The sequence below is a fragment of the Inquilinus sp. YAF38 genome (assembly GCF_052113205.1).
Taxonomy (GTDB): Bacteria; Pseudomonadota; Alphaproteobacteria; order DSM-16000; family Inquilinaceae; genus Inquilinus.
This window is the reverse complement of record NZ_JBFRCU010000030.1, coordinates 56994-72310: the sequence shown is the minus strand read 5'-3', so window position 1 is coordinate 72310 and position 15317 is coordinate 56994. Positions and strand designations below refer to the sequence as shown.

Sequence of the window (15317 nt, the reverse complement as noted above, 5' to 3'; positions counted from 1 at the left end):
GTGTCCGGCGGCGTCGGCCATCCCAGCGCCGCCGCGGCGATGCGGTAGCCGCCCATCGCCGTGGTTGCGGTCGGCAGGTCGGCGCATTCCACCACCCGGCCGGTCGCGTCGGCGATCAGCTGCGGCCAGATCCGGCTGGCGCCGCCGCCGCCGGTCAGCCGGATCGGCCCCGGCAGCGCCGCCATGGCATCGAGGTTGTTGCGCAACGCCAGCGCCACCCCCTCCAGCACCGCGTAATGCAGGGCGCCGCGGCCCTGGGCGATGTCGAGGTCGAGCAGGGCGCCACGCAGCGCCAGGTCGACGAAGGGCGAYCGCTCGCCCTTCAGATAGGGCAGGAACAGCGTCTCCGGCGGCGCCGCATCGGCCGCCTCCGCCTCGGCGTCGAGCACCGCCAGCTCGGCACCGGCGATCCGGCCGAACCAGCCGGCGGCATCGCCGGCGGTCAGCAGCGGCGCGATCTCGATCGCCCAGCCGGCGCGCGGATGCGCCAGGGTGGTGAAGGGGCGCGGCAGCGCCGCGGGGTCGAGCGGCCGGCTGCGCGCCACCCAGCCGCTGGTGCCGAGATAGACATGAAGCTGGCCGTCGGCCGCCGCGCCGAAGGTCGAGGCCGCGGCGTCGCCGCAGCCATTCACCACCGGACAATCCATCGGCAATCCAAGCGCCAGCGCCGCCGTCGGCCGCAGCGTCCCGATCACCGCATCGGCCGGCAGGATCGGCGGCAGCAAAGCGGGGTCGAGGCCGACCGCCTCGATCAGCGGTGCCGACCAGGCGCGCCGGGCGATGTCCATCAGCCCGACCGTGGTGGCGGCCGCCGGGTCGGTGGCGATCCGGCCGGTCAGCCGCAGTGCCAGATAGTCCTTGGCCCCGGGCAGGATGGTCGCGACCCGCCGCGCCGCCTCCGGCTCGGCCTGCTGCAGCCAGCGGAACTTGGCGATCGTGTTCAGCGGCCCGGGCGCATTGCCCAGCACTGCCGGGGCGCCCGCCGCCAGCAGCCGGTCGCGGATCGCCGGGAACACGGCACCGCTGCGGCCGTCGCTGTACAGCAGGGCCGGCCGCACCGGGCGCCCTTCGGCGTCGAGCGGCACAAGGTTCTCCATGGTGCCGACCAGCGCGATCGCCCGCACCGAGTCGCGCATCGCCGCCGGCAGTGCGGCACAGGCGGTGACGGCGGCGGTCCACCAATCCTCCGGGTCCTGCTCCTGCCCGCCGCCGGGAATCGACCTTGTCGGGTGGCGCGCGTCGACCTGCCGGGCCGGGCGGCCATCCTCGCCGAACGCCACCAGCTTCAGCGCCGTGGTGCCGAGATCGAAGACCAGGAGGATGCTCATCGTGCCGCCATGCCGAAGCGGCGCAACATCACCGCGGCGATGATGATCGCGCCGGTGACCATCTTCTGGAAGAACGGATCGACGTTGAGGATGGTCAGCCCGTTCGCCAGCACCGTGATGATGGCGACACCGACCGCGGTGCCGGTCACGTTCGGCCGGCCGCCGCGGAACGCGGTCATGCCCAGAAACACCGCGGCATAGGCCGGCAGCAGCAGGCTTTCGCCCATGGTGTGCTGGACGCTGCCCAGCCGCGCCGCCAGCAGCACCCCGGCCAGGCCGGACAGGGCGGCAGAAATCGCGAAGACGGCGACCACCGGGCGGCCGATCGGAACGCCGGACAGGCGCGCCGCCTCGCGGTTGCTGCCGATCGCGATCAGCCGCCGGCCGAACACGGTCAGGGCCAGGGTGCCACCGGCCGCGAGCAGCACCGCCAGCATCCACAGCGTCAGCACCGGCACCGGGCCGGCCGCGGCCCGGGCCAGCGCGGTGAAGCCCGGCGGGATGCCCTGGAACAGGCTGGCGCCGCCCGATAGCCAATAGGCAACGCCCGAGGCGATGGTGCCCAGCGCCAGCGTGGCGATGAAAGACGGTGCCCGGAGGCCGTACGCAACCAGCCCGTTGATACCGCCGACCAGGGCACAGGCCAGCAGCGTCAGCAGGATCGCCGGGCCCGGTCCGATGCCGGCCGCCAGCAGCTTGACCACCAGCACGCCGGCCAGCGAGGCGATGAAACCGACCGACAGGTCGAATTCGCCGATCACCATGACCAGGGTCGCGGCGGCGGCGGCGATCGCCAGGATCGCCATCTGCTGGGTGACGTTGAGCAGGTTGGCGGCGGTGGCGAAGGCGTCCGGCCGCGCCAGGGCGAAGCCGAGCACGATCGCGGCCAGCGCCGCCGGCGTGCCGAAGCGCTCGACCAGCCGCGCCTCAGCCGGCACGGCGCACGCTCCCCAAAAGAAAAAGGGTCCCCCCTCCCCTCGCGGGAGGGGGATAGGGGGAGGGGGTTTTCGCCGTGGAGACCGGACTGAAGTCGGACGAACCGATCTCGACGGCGAAGCCTGTGCTTTGCGCATTCGCGCGCGGACGCGCGCAGACCCCTCCCCCTGCCCCCTTCCCGCAAGGGGAGGGGGGACTAGAGAGGAACAGGCTCCCGTTCCGAAGATCTCTCACGGGCAGGTCACACCCAGGCTCTCGCGGGTGATCAGCGTACCGGGTGCATAGAGCTCGGCCGCATCCGGCTTGCCGCCGGCGAAGACCTTGGCCATCTGCCCGGCCGTGATCGTCGCCATCTCGGCGAAGTTCTGCCGCACCGTGGCGATGAAGGGCGTGCATTGCCGGATCAGGTCGATCGCCTGCGGGTTGCCGTCGATGCCGGCGATGACGATGTCGGTCCGCCCGGCCGCCTGCAGCGCCAGCAGGGCGCCGATGCCGGGCTCGTCCCAGGCCGCCCAGACCGCACTGATCGCGCCCGGTGCCGGGTTTGCCGCCAGCATCGCCTCCATCGCATTGCGGCTGTCGTCGATCTGGCCCGGCACCTGGACGTAGTGGTCGGCCACCTGGCGAATGCCCGGCGCCGCCTGCAGCGCCTCGTCCAGCGCGATCTCGCGCTGATGCACGCCGGGATGGGCGGAATGGAAGAAGCGCACGATCGTGCCCTTGCCGCCCAACCGGCCGAACAGGTGGTCGGTCATGGTCTTGCCAAGGGCGTGGTTGTCCGAGGTCACGTTCAGCGTCACCCCCGGCCCGGTCGCCCCATCGATAGCGAAGACCGGGATGCCGGCGGCCGCGGCCTTGCCGACCTGGTCCTGGATCTGCGCCGGGTTGATCGAAACCAGCACGATGGCGCCCGTGCGGGCGTTGACCACATCCTCGACCCGGCTGGCCAAGGCGCCGAAATCGCCGGCGGTGTCGACCACCGAGACGGTCCAGCCATGCTTTTCGGCATCGGCCTTGAAGGTCTCGATCATCTCGCCGGTGGCGACGGCGGAGAGATAGGGCGTCAGCACCGACACCGACTCGGCCGCGGCAGGACCGGCCGCTGCCGTCATGACCGCCAGGGCCACCGCCCCCATCCATCCCCGCATCGTCCGCCCCTCCTGGTTCCCGCCTGTCTAGCCCCTCCGCCCGGGGCTGACAACGATGCGCCTGCCGCTTGCCCGCGGCCGTCCCGGATCGCACTGTGGGCGCCGGGTGAGTCGGAGCAAAGAGAACCATGACCTTCCATGACGCGCCGCGGGCGACGCCGACCTTGCAGCAGGACGACGACACTGTCCGGATCACGCGCTGGGACTTCGAACCCGGCGCCGCGACCGGCTGGCACCAGCACGGCTCCCCGTATTTCGTCATCATGCTGCGCGCCGGCACGCTGCGGATCCACAATGGCGAGACCGAGACCGCGGTGCCGCTGGCCGAGGGCCAGTCCTATATGCGCCCCGCCGGCATCCGCCACGACGTGATGAACGGCTCGCCGCACCCGATCGCCTTCGTCGAGATCGAGATCAAGCGGCCGGGCGCGCTCGATGGCTGGACGGTCTGAGAGCAGCGCCGGGCCCCGCGTAGCCTTCCGGCTGGAGGCTTCCGCGCCGATCGGCGGCGGCCATGCGATGCGCTGCCTGACCCTGGCCCGGGCCCTGGCCGATCGCGGTGCGGAGTGCCTGTTTCTGGTGAACGGCGAGGCCGCGTCCGTGCTGCCGGCCCTGGCGGGCGTTGCCTGCCGCGTCGTCGAGCCGAGCCCCGAGGCGGCGGTGGCGGCGGTCCGCACGGCTTGGCCCGACGGCGCCGACGCGGCGGTCTGCGACCTCTATCGCTGGATGGCGCCGGAGGAGCGGACCTTCGCCGCCGCCGCGCGCCGCCTGCTGGTGATCGACGACCTGGCCTCGGCGCCGCATCACTGCGACCTGCTGCTGAACCAGAACTTCGGCACTGAGCCGGCCGGCTATGACGGGCTGCTGCCGCCCGGCTGCCGGCGGCTGATCGGCCTCGATTACGCCCTGCTGCGCCCGGATTTTCCCGCGCTGCGGCCGGCGGCGCTGGCGCGACGCCGGGATGCGGGCCGGCCGCGGATGATCCTGGTGTCGCTCGGCCTGACCGATGTCGGCGGCATCACCGGCCGGGTCTGCGCCGCCCTGGCGAGCATCCCGGATTTCGCCCGCGCCGAGGTGGTGTTGGGGCCGGTCGCGCCCAGCATCGATCGGGTACGGGCTATCGCCGCCGCCGACCCGCGCTTCCGCTGTCATGTCGGGCTCGAGGACATGGCGCGGGCGATACTGCAGGCGGATGCGGCGATCGGAGCGATGGGCAGCAGCTCGTGGGAGCGCTGCTGCCTCGGCCTGCCGACGCTGGCGGTCACCCTGGCCGACAACCAGAAGCCGACGGCGCTGGCCCTGGCCGCCGCCGGATGCGTCGCCCTGGCCGGCGATGCGGCGGCGCTGGACGATGCCGCGCTGCGGGCCGCGATCGCCGCCTTCCTCGACGACACGGACGAACTGCGCCGCCTGTCCCGCGCCTCCGCCGCGCTGTGCGACGGGCTGGGCGCCGGACGGGTGGCGGCGGCGCTGCTGGAGGGGCTGGCCTGACAGCCCCTCCGACGGCGAGTGCTATTTCTCGTCGTAGCGGAAGCCGAGGCGCAGCACGACCTGGTAATGCGCCACCTTGCCGTCCTTGAGCTGGCCGCGGATCTCCTTCACCTCGAACCAGTCCAGGTTGCGCAGGGTCTTCGACGCGGTGGCGACGGCGCCCTGGATCGCGTCCTCGAGGCCCTTCTCGGACGAGCCGGCAAGCTCGGTGATGGCGTAGGTATGACCCATGGTCGATCTCCTCTCCTTGTGTCCGGACGCACGTTGCTGCCGCCGGTTCACCCTTCGAGTGTGAGCGCATCGGCGACAACGGCCAAATCCTTCAGGAACGCGGCATAGGCCAGCCGTCGCGCCTCGGGGTCCGGCACCCGCAGCAGCGATGACGGATGCACCGTGACCAGGCCCGGCAGCTCCGGCGCCAGGTCGAACACCCGACCGCGGTTCTCGCCGATCGCCAGCGGCCGCCCCGTCAGGGCCCGCGCCGCGGTGGCGCCGAGGGCCACGGTCAGGCGCGGCCGAATCAGCGCCAACTCACGGTCGAGCCACCATTTGCAGCGGTCGATCTCGAAGGCGTTCGGCCGCTTGTGCAGGCGGCGCTTGCCGCGCGGCGCGAATTTGAAGTGCTTGACCGCGTTGGTGATATAGGCGCGGTCGCGCGGGATGCCGGCTTCGGCCAGGGCCTTGTCGAACATTCGCCCGGCAGGGCCGACGAAGGGCCGGCCCTGCTGGTCCTCCTGGTCGCCCGGCTGCTCGCCAACGAAGACGACCAGCGCCTCCGCCGGGCCTTCGCCGAACACCGTCTGCGTCGCCGCCTTGTACAGCGGGCAGCGGGTGCAGCCGCGTGCCTCCGCTGCCACCGACTCCAAGGATTCCATGCCTGGGGAACGGCCGCGATGGAGGACCGGTTCCGGGCGGTCAGCCGGTGTCCGACGGAAAGCGCGGCAGCGACCAGCCGAGGCCGAGCGCCAGCGCCCGCAGGCCGAAGGCGGCCGCCGCGCCGACGCAGGCCGCCAGCAGCGCGTCGCCGGAGATCGCCCGGACCACCACATAGACCGTGGCGCCTAGGACGGCGGCGGTGACGTAGATCTCGCCGCTGACGATCAGCGTGACCTGGCCGATGATGACGTCGCGGATGATGCCGCCGAAGGTCGCGGTCATGGCGCCGAGCACGATCGCCGAGACCGCCGGCGCCCCGGCATCCATCGCCCGTTCGGCCCCGGTCACCGCGAACAGCGCCATGCCGACCGCATCGGCCCAGACGATCACCCGGCGCCGCCTGCCGTCGCCGGCACGGACCGGAAAGGTCGGATGGCCGAAGAACACAGTCAGGGCGACGACAACGCAGATCACCAGGTCGACCGGATCGGCGATCCAGAACACCGGCCCGATGCCGAGCAGCAGGTCGCGCAAGGTGCCGCCGCCGATTCCCGTGGCGGTGGCCAGGATGATGAAGCCCACCGGATCGGCCTGGCGGCGCGCCGCGACCAGGGCGCCGGTCAGCGCGAAGACGGCCACGCCGACCCAGTCCAGCCAGAGCCCGATCTGCCCCTGCATCCCAACCCTCCCCCTGCGATCCCGGTCCGGTCGCAGCCTGCCCGCGAATATGCAGTCGCCATCGTCGAACGCTTCCCCGGCGGGTTCAAGGCATCGACTGGCGGCCTGCCGGGAAGGGCCGGCGCGCTTCTGTCCGACTGCCGGCGCGGCATCGGACAGACTTGGCCGACCATCCATAAATTCTCATCCGAACATCTGCGCACCTGTGCAGAACTCATCCGCTCCAGCCAATTCATGGCGCGTCGATGATGAAGGTCCCCGCATGATCCGACTCCTGCGGCCGGGCCATCGGAGCGCGAGCGATGGCCCCGAGCACCGGGACCGGATGCCGAGACCATCGCATCATCTTCTTGCCATCGCGGCGAAACCCGCTCCATCATGGGCCGTCACTCCGGTTCGGATGGCCGGCCGACCGCAACCCGCGGTCATGGATCGTTGCCTTCGCGGGGACCGACTGACGCGTCGCGCGCTGTGGCGCGGCGCCATCTATCGTGGGAGGCAAGCGATGCCGATCGGCACCGTGAAGTGGTTCAACAGCACCAAGGGTTTCGGGTTCATCCAGCCGGAAGGCGGCGGGCCGGACGTGTTCGTCCATATCTCCGCCGTCGAGCGCGCCGGACTGCGCGGCCTGAACGAAGGCCAGCGGGTCTCCTATGAGGAGCAGATGGATCCGCGCCGCAACAAATCGTCGGCCGAGAACCTGAAGGCCCTCTGACCGACTCGGCCCGCGTCCCGGTCGGGTGGCTTTCCGCCCCGGGGCGCGGGTCCGTTCATGCCTGGGGTCCGCCGGCAAGCGAAGCCGCCAGACCGGCGCGACATCGAAGCCCGACCGGCGGCGCCGGATCGGGGTGGTTTAGCTGTGCCGCCACGCCGGAACCCGCCTGATCCCCGATATTGCGATGGAGCGATTTCCGCATCGCGGGAAACGGCCGCGGCACGCTGGACAGGCGGCGGCCGTTGCATTAGCCGGATGATCATGGCCCTCCAACCACGGCGCTGCTCATGACCTCCACCGTTTCCCGGCACACCCTGAGGGTGGCCTCGTCCCTGGCGGATCTGGTCGAGCGGGAGATCGCCCCCGGCACCGGCGTTGACCCCGACGCCGTCTGGCGCCATTTCGCCGCGATCGTGGCGGAGCTCGGCCCGGTCAACCGGGCGCTGCTGGCGGAGCGCGACCGGCTGCAGCAGCAGATCGATGCCTGGCATCAGGACCGGCGGGGCCAGAGCTTCGACCCGGCCGAGTACCGCGCCTTCCTGAGCGGCATCGGCTATCTGCGCGAGGAAGGGCCGGACTTCACCATCGACACCGGCAACGTCGATGCGGAGATCGCCACCATCGCCGGGCCGCAGCTGGTGGTGCCGGTGATGAACGGGCGCTTCGCCCTGAACGCGGCCAATGCCCGCTGGGGCAGCCTGTACGACGCGCTCTACGGCACCGACGCGATCCCGCAGACCGGCGACCTGGCACCCGGCGCCGGCTTCAACCGTAAGCGCGGCCAGGCGGTGATCGCCGAGGCGGCGCGGCTCCTGGACACCGCGATCCCGCTCGCCGCCGGCAGCCACGGCCAGGTGGCGGAATATCGCCTGACCGGTGCGGCGCTGGAGATCGTGCTGGCCGACGGGTCGACCACCACCCTCGCCCATCCCGAGCAGTTCGTCGGCTACGCCGGCGAGGACGGGACGCGCCGTCTGCTGTTCCGCAACCACAACCTGCATGTCGAGCTACAGATCGACCGGTCGCACCCGATCGGCGCCGACAACCCGTCGGGCGTCAAGGACGTGGTGCTGGAGGCGGCGATCACCACCATCCAGGACTGCGAGGATTCGGTCGCGGCGGTCGATGCCGAGGACAAGGTCGCAGTCTACCGCAACTGGCTGGGGCTGATGAAGGGCGACCTGGCCGAGACCTTCGTCAAGGGCGGCAAGAGCCTGACCCGCCGGCTGGCGGACGACCGGACCTACACCGCGGCCGGCGGCGGCACGCTGACCCTGCCCGGCCGGAGTCTCATGCTGGTCCGCAATGTCGGCCATCTGATGACCACCGACGCGGTTCTGGACCAGGACGGGGCCGAGGTGCCGGAAGGCTTCCTCGACGCCCTGGTCACCGCGTTCTGCGCCGTCCACGACCTGCAGAAGACCGCCGGCCCGCGCAACAGCCGCGCCGGCAGCGTCTACATCGTCAAGCCGAAGATGCACGGGCCGGACGAGGCGGCGCTGACCGATACGCTGTTCGGCCGGGTCGAGGAGGCGCTGGGCCTGCCGCGTTACACGCTGAAGGTCGGCGTGATGGACGAGGAGCGGCGGACCACCGTCAACCTCAAGGAGTGCATGCGCGCGGTGCGGCACCGCCTGGTGTTCATCAACACCGGCTTCCTGGACCGCACCGGCGACGAGATCCACACCAGCATGCTGGCCGGGCCGGTGCTGCCGAAGGGCGACATCAAGGACGCCGTCTGGCTAGGGGCCTATGAGGACAACAATGTCGACCAGGGCCTGGCCGCCGGGCTGAAGGGCCGGGCGCAGATCGGCAAGGGCATGTGGGCCAAGCCCGACGCCATGGCCGAGATGCTGCAGGCCAAGGTCGGCCACCCTCGCGCCGGGGCCAGCACCGCCTGGGTGCCGTCGCCGACCGCGGCGGTGCTGCACGCGACCCACTACCATGCGGTCGACGTGGCGGCGCGGCAGGAGGAGCTGAAGTCGCGGCCGAAGGCGAAGCTGGAGTCGATCCTGACCCCACCGCTGCTGGGCGGCCGCAACCTGGCGGCGGAGCAGGTGCAGCGCGAGCTCGACAACAATGCCCAGGGCATCCTGGGCTATGTCGTGCGCTGGATCGACCAGGGCATCGGCTGCTCCAAGGTACCGGACATCAACGATGTCGGGCTGATGGAGGACCGCGCCACTTTGCGTATCTCGTCCCAGCACATCGCCAACTGGCTGAAGCACGGGCTGGTCACGGAGGCGCAGGTGCAGGAGACGATGCGGCGCATGGCGGCGGTGGTCGACGGCCAGAATGCCGGTGACCCGCTGTACCGGCCGATGGCGCCGGATTTCGACCGCAGCATCGCCTTCCAGGCGGCGCTGGACCTGGTGCTGCTGGGCCTCGACCAGCCCAACGGCTACACCGAGCCGATCCTGCACCGCCGCCGCCGCGAGGCGAAGGCGGCGGGGTGAATGGCGAGGGGGACAGGAAAGCCCGTCCCTGCTCGCTTTAGCCATTCCGATCGCTTGATCTCAGAGGAGACGCAGCATGGACCGATTCACCGGCGGCTGCCTGTGCGGCAACGTCCGAATCGTGGCGTCGGGACGCCCATACCGGGTCGGCCTTTGTCACTGTCTCGACTGCCGCAAGCATCACGGGGCCCTGTTTCACGCATCCGCGATCTTCCCTCAGGATGCAGTGACGATCGAAGGTGAGACACGCGACTATGCCGGGCGGTTTTTCTGCCCTCGCTGCGGCTCGACCGTTTTCGGGCGCAGCACGGACGAAGTCGAACTGAACCTGGGATCCCTGGATGCCCCCGACCAGCTGATGCCGACCTATGAAAGCTGGACCATCCGTCGCGAATCCTGGCTGCCGCCGTTTCCGCTCACCAGACGATACGACCGCGATCGCGACGCCACGGGTCGCTTCGAGGAGTAGGCCGCACAAGCGGAAGGCGCGTCAGTCCGGCAGACCGGCCTTGCGGTAGCCATCGACGAAATGCTCGAGCGTCGCGACGTCGCGGAACGGCTCCGTCGCGGCCCAGTGGCGGGTGGTGAATTGCGGGTTGCCGACGAGGAACAGCTCGACCTCCGCCCGCGCCTCGTCGAGCCGGCCCAGCTGGGCAAGGCTTGCCGCCAGGAAGCGGCGCGAGCTCGTCCGATACGTCTCGTCGCGGCGCAGCGTCTCGACGGCGGCTTCGTAGTCGCCGGCCGCATACTGCGCCTGGCCGAGCGCCAGATAGTACCAGCTGGCCGGAAACGGGTTCAGCCGGAACGCCTTGCGGATGTGATCGAGGCCCTCCTCGACCTGGCCGGCCAGGACCGCGATGTCCGACAATGCCGCCCAGGCATCGGCCTCGTTCGGGTCGAGCTCGATCGCCTTGGCGAATTCCGCATCCGCCTCGGCGAAACAGCGCGCATAGGCCAGCAGGTAAGCCAGCACCCAGCGGCAGCCGGCATCATTGGGGTCGATCGCGACGGCCTTGCGCGCCAAGTCCAAAGCAGTGTTGCGGGACGATTCCGTTGGTCCGCCGGAATGCACCCATCCCATCCAATGGTTCATGGCGAGCCAGCGATAGGGCTCGGCGTATCCCGGATCGAGTGAGACTGCGCGCGTCAGCATCAGATGCGCTTCCCGCGCCGACTGCGGCGAATCATCCATCAGCTTGCGCGCCCGCACGCAGAGATCGTAGGCCTCTAGACTTCTGGGCCGGTTGCGCGGCGGCATCGCACCCAGCCGGCCAAGCAACGCCTCCACGATCTTGCCGGTGACCTCGTCCTGAACGGCAAAGATGTCGTCCAGGCCGCGGTCGAAGCGTTCCGCCCACAGATGATCACCACTCACCGCGTCGACCAGCTGTGCGTTGATGCGCACGCGCCCCGCGGCGCGCCTTGCGCTGCCCTCCAGCAGGTAGCGTACGCCAAGATCCTGTGCGATGCCGCGCACGTCCATCGCCTTCCCCTTGTAGGCGAAGGCCGAGTTGCGGGCGATCACGAACAGGCCCGGAATCCTGGACAGGTCGGTGATCAGGTCCTCGGTCAACCCATCGGCGAAGGAGTCCTGCTCGGGATCGTTGCCGACATTGACGAAGGGCAGCACGGCGATCGATGGTTTGCCCGGCAGCGGCAGAGGTCTTCGCCTCGCATCCCCGAACTGCTCGACGGCCCCCGCGAAGCGGTAGCCGACGCGCGGAACCGTGGCGATCCATTCACCGCCGCCGGTGGCCGGACCCAGCAGCTTCCGCAGCTGCGCGATCTGAACGGTAAGGTTGCCTTCCTCGACGGCCGTGCCCGGCCACGCCGCATCCATCAGCTCGGCCTTGCCCAGGATTTCGCCGGGCCGTCCGACCAGCGCCGCAAGCAGCATCAGCCCGCGCGTGCCGACGGCAACGGGGACATCGTCCCGAAGGAGCGTTCCCGCGCTTGAATCCAGCACGAACGGGCCGAAGGCAAAGCGCGATCCCTGCATAGGCGCATCCATAGTCCGTTTGGAAGTTTTAGGAACTATTTGGGAGAGCTTAAGTACGGCGCCGTTCGTGTTCTGCAGACTTCATCCTCTTTCAGGTCGAGGGCCCCCGGACCTTCAACCCATAGGAGGGTGCCATGAACGATACTCCCACGCTTTGGTCGGCCCCGCATCAGGCAGCGTGGCCGGGAACGCTCGAGGGACCGGCGGAAACGTCGCGTCGGCACTTCGGCCTGGCGGCCCCGCGAAGCATGATCGCGACCTGGCGCGAGCGGATACGCGTTCGCCGGGCCCTTCGGCAGATGTCGAAGGCCAATCCCCATTTGATCGACGATATCGGTCTGACGAGACAGCAGGTCGAGGCGGAGATCGCCAAGCCCTTCTGGCAGGAACAAGACGAATGCCGCGAAGACGCCGGATAACCGCCGGCTCTGGTTCGCACGCGGGCATCAGCGGCCTTGGTATAATTCATAAAACCATTTGACGAATTCCCCGGCCGGGATCACGCTTCCGGTCGGGAGGCTGCATGGCAACGCGGCTCAAAGGCACGAACCAGGATCTCGGACGGCCGTACAACCGGCGCATCGTGCTGGAGGCGGTGCGCCTGCACGGGCCGATCTCGCGCGCCGAGATCGCGCGGCTGGTGGCGCTGAGCCCGCAGACCATCGGCAACATCATCCGCGAATTCGAGGAGATCGGCCTGCTGACCGCCCGGCGCGAGACGCCGAAGCGGCCGGGCCAGCCGGCGATCGAGCTGGCGATCGACCCGGATGGCGGCTTCGCCGTCGGGCTGCAACTGATGCATGACCGCCTGCGCGGCCTGCTGCTGGACCTGACCGGCGCCGTGCGCGACCAGACCCAGACGGCCCTCTCGGCCGCCACCCCCGACACGGCGCTGCCCGCGATGGCGGCGATGGTGGCACGGCTGCGCGCTGCGGCGCCCGGCCGGGTGCTCGGCGTCGGCCTGGCCATGCCCGGGCCGTTCGACGTCGAGGCGATGAGCTTCGTCGGCCCCACCACCCTGGCCGGCTGGGTCGGCGTGCCGGTGGAGGACCGGCTGCAGGCGCTGACCGGCCTGCCCGCCTTCGTCGGCGGCGATGCCCCGGCCGCGGCGTTGAGCGAGGCGATGTTCGGGCTGGGCCGCAGCCTGCGCGACGTCTTCTACATCCATTTCGGCTTCGGCCTGGGCGGCGGTCTCGTCGTCGACGGCCAGGTGCATCAGGGCGCCTGGGGCAATGCCGGGGAGTTCGGCCACATGCCGATCGTGCCCGGTGGCCGCGCCTGCAGCTGCGGCAATGAGGGCTGCCTCGAGACCTATGTCTCGGTGCATGCGCTGCGCACCGCGCTGGCCGAGGCCGGCGTGGCGCTGGACCCGGCCGACCCGGCCGCGGCGGACCACCCCGCCGTCGACGCCTGGATCGAGGCGGCGGTGCCGCCGCTGCGCCGCGCCGTCTGCGCCATCGAGAACCTGCTGGACCCCGCCTGCGTCGTGCTGGGCGGGGAGATGCCGGAGCCGATCCTGCATCGGCTCGTCGAACGGCTGGAGCCGCTGCTGCCCTCGGTCAGCCGGCGCAGCGACCGCAGCCATCCGCGCCTCGCTCTGTCCGCGATCGGCGCCGACAACGCGCTGGTCGGGGCGGCGGTGCTGGCCATCTCCGGCCTGCTGTCGCCGCGCTCCGGCCTCCTCTTCGCCGAGGCCGAGCCGGCCCCGCCGCCCACGCACGGCAAGTCCGCCATCGCCACGGAGACAAGGGCATGACCGACACCGCCCAAACCGCGACTGCAGGCCGCGAGCTGCTGCGGCTGGAGCACATCCAGATGCGCTTCGGCGCGATCACCGCCCTGACCGATGCCAGTTTCAGCGTCCGCGCCGGCGAGGTGCTGGCCCTGCTGGGCGACAACGGCGCCGGCAAATCGACCCTGGTCAAGATCATCTCCGGCGGGCTGCAGCCGACCGCGGGCCGCGTGGTGTTCGACGGCGAGGAGTGCCACTTCACCAGCCCGGCGGACTCCAAGGCGCGCGGCATCGAGACGGTCTACCAGGACCTGTCGCTGTGCATGAATGTCGACGTCGTCGCCAATTTCTTCATGGGCCGCGAGCTGACCCGCCGGATTCTGGGCGTGCCGGTGCTGCGCGAGCGCGAGATGCAGGCGATCACCGAGCAGGCGCTGAGCGCGGCCGGCACCCGCATTCCGTCGGTCCGCACCAATGTCGAGCACCTGTCCGGCGGCCAGCGCCAGGCGATCGAGCTGAGCCGCTTCGTCCATTGGGGCGGCAAGATGGTGATGCTGGACGAGCCTTTCGCGGCGCTCGGCGTCGAGCAGACAAGGCGGGGGCTGGAGATGATCGCGCGGGTGCGGGCCCAGGGCGTCGCCGTGATCCTGATCACCCACAACATGACGCATGCCTTCCAGGTGGCGGACCGGATCGTGGTGCTGCGCCACGGCCGGATCACCGGCGACGTGGCGACGGCCGCGAGCAGCCCCGAGGAGGTGGTGCGGATGATCACCGGCGACGTGACGCAGCGCGTCGCCTGAACAACCCAGAAACAGAGGAGGCAAGATCATGCGGATTGCGAGACGGACCCTGGGGGCGGCCGCGATCGCCCTCGCGACATTGGCGGCAGGCGGCGCCTTCGCCCAGGACAAGGGCAAGATCTACTACCTGGTGCCGACGCTGCTGGACGAGTTCCAGACCGAGTCGGTGGCGGTGATCACCAGCACGATGAAGCAGGTCGGCTACGAGACGGTGTCGCTGGACGCCCAGAACCGCACCGACCTGCAGCTGAACCAGATCGACGACGTGATCAAGCTGAAGCCGAAAGCGATCGTGCTGGCCGCGGTCGATTTCGATTCGGTGGTGCCGGGCGTGGAGCGGGCGCGGGCCGCCGGCATCCCGGTGCTGGTGTTCGACCGGCAGATCAAGAGCACCGCGTTCGACCTGACCTCGGTCGCCGGCACGATCGAGATCGGCGAGATCGCCGCCGACCAGATCCAGGGCCTGCTGAAGACCCGCTACGGTTCGGTGAAGGGCAAGGTGCTGCAGATCCTGGGCGACCCGGGCGACAGCTACACCCTCGACATCCAGAAGGGCTTCGAGGACAAGATGAAGGCCTTCCCGGACGTCAAGATCATCACCCAGGCCGCCCTGCAATGGGAGGCGACCAACGCCGGCAACATCGCCTCGGACCAGCTGCTGACCAATCCGGACATCGACCTGATCTTCGTCCATGCCGCACATCTGGCGGTGCCGGTGGCCGCCATCCTGGAGGCCAAGGGCAAGAAGCCGGGCGACGTCATGCTGGTCAGCTCGAACGGCGCGCCGGTCGGCCTGGACCTGATCCGCAAGGGCTGGGAGCAGGTCGAGGTGGAGCAGCCGCTCTACGCCCAGGCCTATGGCCTTGCGATGTTCATCGACAAGATCGTGGCCAAGGAGGAGCTGAAGCCCGGCACCTATGACGTGCTGGGGCTGAAATCCGAGCTGACGATCGAATCCTGGGGCCCGAACCTGAAGATCCCAGGCGCCGCGATCACCAAGGCCAATGTCGACGAGCCGAGCTTCTGGGGCAACCTGAAGCCGCCGGCCACGCCGGTGCAGCCGGTGAAGTGACGCTAACGATACCCTTCAAGTGCCCCTCCCTCGCCGTCATTGCGAGGAGGCGAAGCCGACGAAGCAATCCAGGGGGCCGCTGC

16 protein-coding genes are annotated in these 15317 nt (G+C 70.2%); 9 read left to right on the top strand and 7 right to left on the bottom strand.

Features of this window, described 5'->3' with window-relative positions:
- The 3 genes from AB4Z01_RS15890 to AB4Z01_RS15880 form a co-directional block, all read right to left on the bottom strand.
- The coding region (locus tag AB4Z01_RS15890; protein ID WP_441695211.1) for a xylulokinase at positions 1-1328 on the bottom strand (1328 nt) is incomplete at its 3' end.
- Complete coding sequence (locus AB4Z01_RS15885; RefSeq protein ID WP_441695208.1) at positions 1325-2266, bottom strand: ABC transporter permease; 942 nt, start codon at positions 2264-2266, stop codon at positions 1325-1327. The genes AB4Z01_RS15890 and AB4Z01_RS15885, both read right to left, overlap by 4 nt.
- A gap of 228 nt (positions 2267-2494) precedes the next feature.
- Positions 2495-3412: a substrate-binding domain-containing protein gene (locus AB4Z01_RS15880; RefSeq protein WP_441695205.1), complete on the bottom strand. Its 918-nt coding sequence runs from the start codon at positions 3410-3412 to the stop codon at positions 2495-2497.
- Positions 3413-3540: 128 nt separating this feature from the next.
- Between AB4Z01_RS15880 and AB4Z01_RS15875 the strand changes: the two genes are divergently transcribed.
- Complete coding sequence (locus AB4Z01_RS15875; protein WP_441695202.1) at positions 3541-3864, top strand: cupin domain-containing protein; 324 nt, start codon at positions 3541-3543, stop codon at positions 3862-3864.
- On the top strand, positions 3848-4903 hold the full coding sequence (pseG, locus tag AB4Z01_RS15870) for a UDP-2,4-diacetamido-2,4,6-trideoxy-beta-L-altropyranose hydrolase (protein ID WP_441695199.1): 1056 nt from the start codon (positions 3848-3850) through the stop codon (positions 4901-4903). Before AB4Z01_RS15875 ends, pseG begins: the two co-directional genes overlap by 17 nt.
- Before the next feature lie 21 nt (positions 4904-4924).
- On the opposite strand, the gene AB4Z01_RS15865 is transcribed toward pseG, so the two are convergent.
- From AB4Z01_RS15865 to AB4Z01_RS15855, 3 genes are read right to left on the bottom strand one after another with little or no spacing between them, the layout of a single operon-like run.
- Complete coding sequence (locus AB4Z01_RS15865; protein ID WP_438605711.1) at positions 4925-5134, bottom strand: dodecin; 210 nt, start codon at positions 5132-5134, stop codon at positions 4925-4927.
- 47 nt (positions 5135-5181) lie between these two features.
- Complete coding sequence (locus AB4Z01_RS15860; RefSeq protein ID WP_441695196.1) at positions 5182-5778, bottom strand: UdgX family uracil-DNA binding protein; 597 nt, start codon at positions 5776-5778, stop codon at positions 5182-5184.
- A 40-nt stretch (positions 5779-5818) separates the two neighbouring features.
- Positions 5819-6457: a trimeric intracellular cation channel family protein gene (locus AB4Z01_RS15855; protein WP_441695193.1), complete on the bottom strand. Its 639-nt coding sequence runs from the start codon at positions 6455-6457 to the stop codon at positions 5819-5821.
- 505 nt (positions 6458-6962) lie between these two features.
- Here AB4Z01_RS15855 and AB4Z01_RS15850 point away from each other — a divergent pair.
- From AB4Z01_RS15850 to AB4Z01_RS15840, 3 genes are all read left to right on the top strand, one after another.
- Positions 6963-7172: a cold-shock protein gene (locus AB4Z01_RS15850; protein ID WP_429224657.1), complete on the top strand. Its 210-nt coding sequence runs from the start codon at positions 6963-6965 to the stop codon at positions 7170-7172.
- Positions 7173-7459: 287 nt separating this feature from the next.
- Complete coding sequence (locus tag AB4Z01_RS15845) at positions 7460-9628, top strand: malate synthase G (RefSeq protein WP_441695190.1); 2169 nt, start codon at positions 7460-7462, stop codon at positions 9626-9628.
- 76 nt (positions 9629-9704) lie between these two features.
- Positions 9705-10097 (top strand): GFA family protein, encoded by a 393-nt coding sequence (locus AB4Z01_RS15840; RefSeq protein ID WP_441695187.1) that lies wholly within the window; start codon positions 9705-9707, stop codon positions 10095-10097.
- A 21-nt stretch (positions 10098-10118) separates the two neighbouring features.
- Here the strand turns inward: AB4Z01_RS15840 and AB4Z01_RS15835 are convergent, their stop codons facing one another.
- Positions 10119-11627, bottom strand: coding sequence for a winged helix-turn-helix domain-containing tetratricopeptide repeat protein (locus AB4Z01_RS15835; protein WP_441695184.1), 1509 nt, complete (start codon positions 11625-11627; stop codon positions 10119-10121).
- 134 nt (positions 11628-11761) lie between these two features.
- Between AB4Z01_RS15835 and AB4Z01_RS15830 the strand changes: the two genes are divergently transcribed.
- From AB4Z01_RS15830 to AB4Z01_RS15815, 4 genes are all read left to right on the top strand, one after another.
- Entirely contained in the window at positions 11762-12046 is a 285-nt protein-coding gene (locus AB4Z01_RS15830) for a DUF1127 domain-containing protein (protein ID WP_441695181.1), read from the top strand.
- A 104-nt stretch (positions 12047-12150) separates the two neighbouring features.
- Positions 12151-13383: an ROK family transcriptional regulator gene (locus tag AB4Z01_RS15825; protein ID WP_441695178.1), complete on the top strand. Its 1233-nt coding sequence runs from the start codon at positions 12151-12153 to the stop codon at positions 13381-13383.
- Positions 13380-14162: an ATP-binding cassette domain-containing protein gene (locus tag AB4Z01_RS15820; protein WP_441695175.1), complete on the top strand. Its 783-nt coding sequence runs from the start codon at positions 13380-13382 to the stop codon at positions 14160-14162. The genes AB4Z01_RS15825 and AB4Z01_RS15820 overlap by 4 nt, the downstream gene beginning before the upstream one ends.
- Before the next feature lie 28 nt (positions 14163-14190).
- The gene (locus tag AB4Z01_RS15815; protein WP_441695172.1) at positions 14191-15234 is read left to right on the top strand and encodes a sugar ABC transporter substrate-binding protein; all 1044 of its coding nucleotides are present in this window, start codon (positions 14191-14193) and stop codon (positions 15232-15234) included.
- Positions 15235-15317 lie beyond the last annotated feature (83 nt).

Excerpts from the sequence above, each read along its gene's own strand:
- AB4Z01_RS15880 (WP_441695205.1), bottom strand. The coding sequence starts at position 3,412 with ATGCGGGGATGGATGGGGGCGGTGGCCCTGGCGGTCATGACGGCAGCG.
- AB4Z01_RS15875 (WP_441695202.1), top strand. The coding sequence starts at position 3,541 with ATGACCTTCCATGACGCGCCGCGGGCGACGCCGACCTTGCAGCAGGAC.
- pseG (WP_441695199.1), top strand. The coding sequence starts at position 3,848 with ATGGCTGGACGGTCTGAGAGCAGCGCCGGGCCCCGCGTAGCCTTCCGG.
- AB4Z01_RS15865 (WP_438605711.1), bottom strand. The coding sequence starts at position 5,134 with ATGGGTCATACCTACGCCATCACCGAGCTTGCCGGCTCGTCCGAGAAG.
- AB4Z01_RS15860 (WP_441695196.1), bottom strand. The coding sequence starts at position 5,778 with ATGGAATCCTTGGAGTCGGTGGCAGCGGAGGCACGCGGCTGCACCCGC.
- AB4Z01_RS15855 (WP_441695193.1), bottom strand. The coding sequence starts at position 6,457 with ATGCAGGGGCAGATCGGGCTCTGGCTGGACTGGGTCGGCGTGGCCGTC.
- AB4Z01_RS15850 (WP_429224657.1), top strand. The coding sequence starts at position 6,963 with ATGCCGATCGGCACCGTGAAGTGGTTCAACAGCACCAAGGGTTTCGGG.
- AB4Z01_RS15845 (WP_441695190.1), top strand. The coding sequence starts at position 7,460 with ATGACCTCCACCGTTTCCCGGCACACCCTGAGGGTGGCCTCGTCCCTG.
- AB4Z01_RS15840 (WP_441695187.1), top strand. The coding sequence starts at position 9,705 with ATGGACCGATTCACCGGCGGCTGCCTGTGCGGCAACGTCCGAATCGTG.
- AB4Z01_RS15835 (WP_441695184.1), bottom strand. The coding sequence starts at position 11,627 with ATGCAGGGATCGCGCTTTGCCTTCGGCCCGTTCGTGCTGGATTCAAGC.
- AB4Z01_RS15830 (WP_441695181.1), top strand. The coding sequence starts at position 11,762 with ATGAACGATACTCCCACGCTTTGGTCGGCCCCGCATCAGGCAGCGTGG.
- AB4Z01_RS15825 (WP_441695178.1), top strand. The coding sequence starts at position 12,151 with ATGGCAACGCGGCTCAAAGGCACGAACCAGGATCTCGGACGGCCGTAC.
- AB4Z01_RS15820 (WP_441695175.1), top strand. The coding sequence starts at position 13,380 with ATGACCGACACCGCCCAAACCGCGACTGCAGGCCGCGAGCTGCTGCGG.
- AB4Z01_RS15815 (WP_441695172.1), top strand. The coding sequence starts at position 14,191 with ATGCGGATTGCGAGACGGACCCTGGGGGCGGCCGCGATCGCCCTCGCG.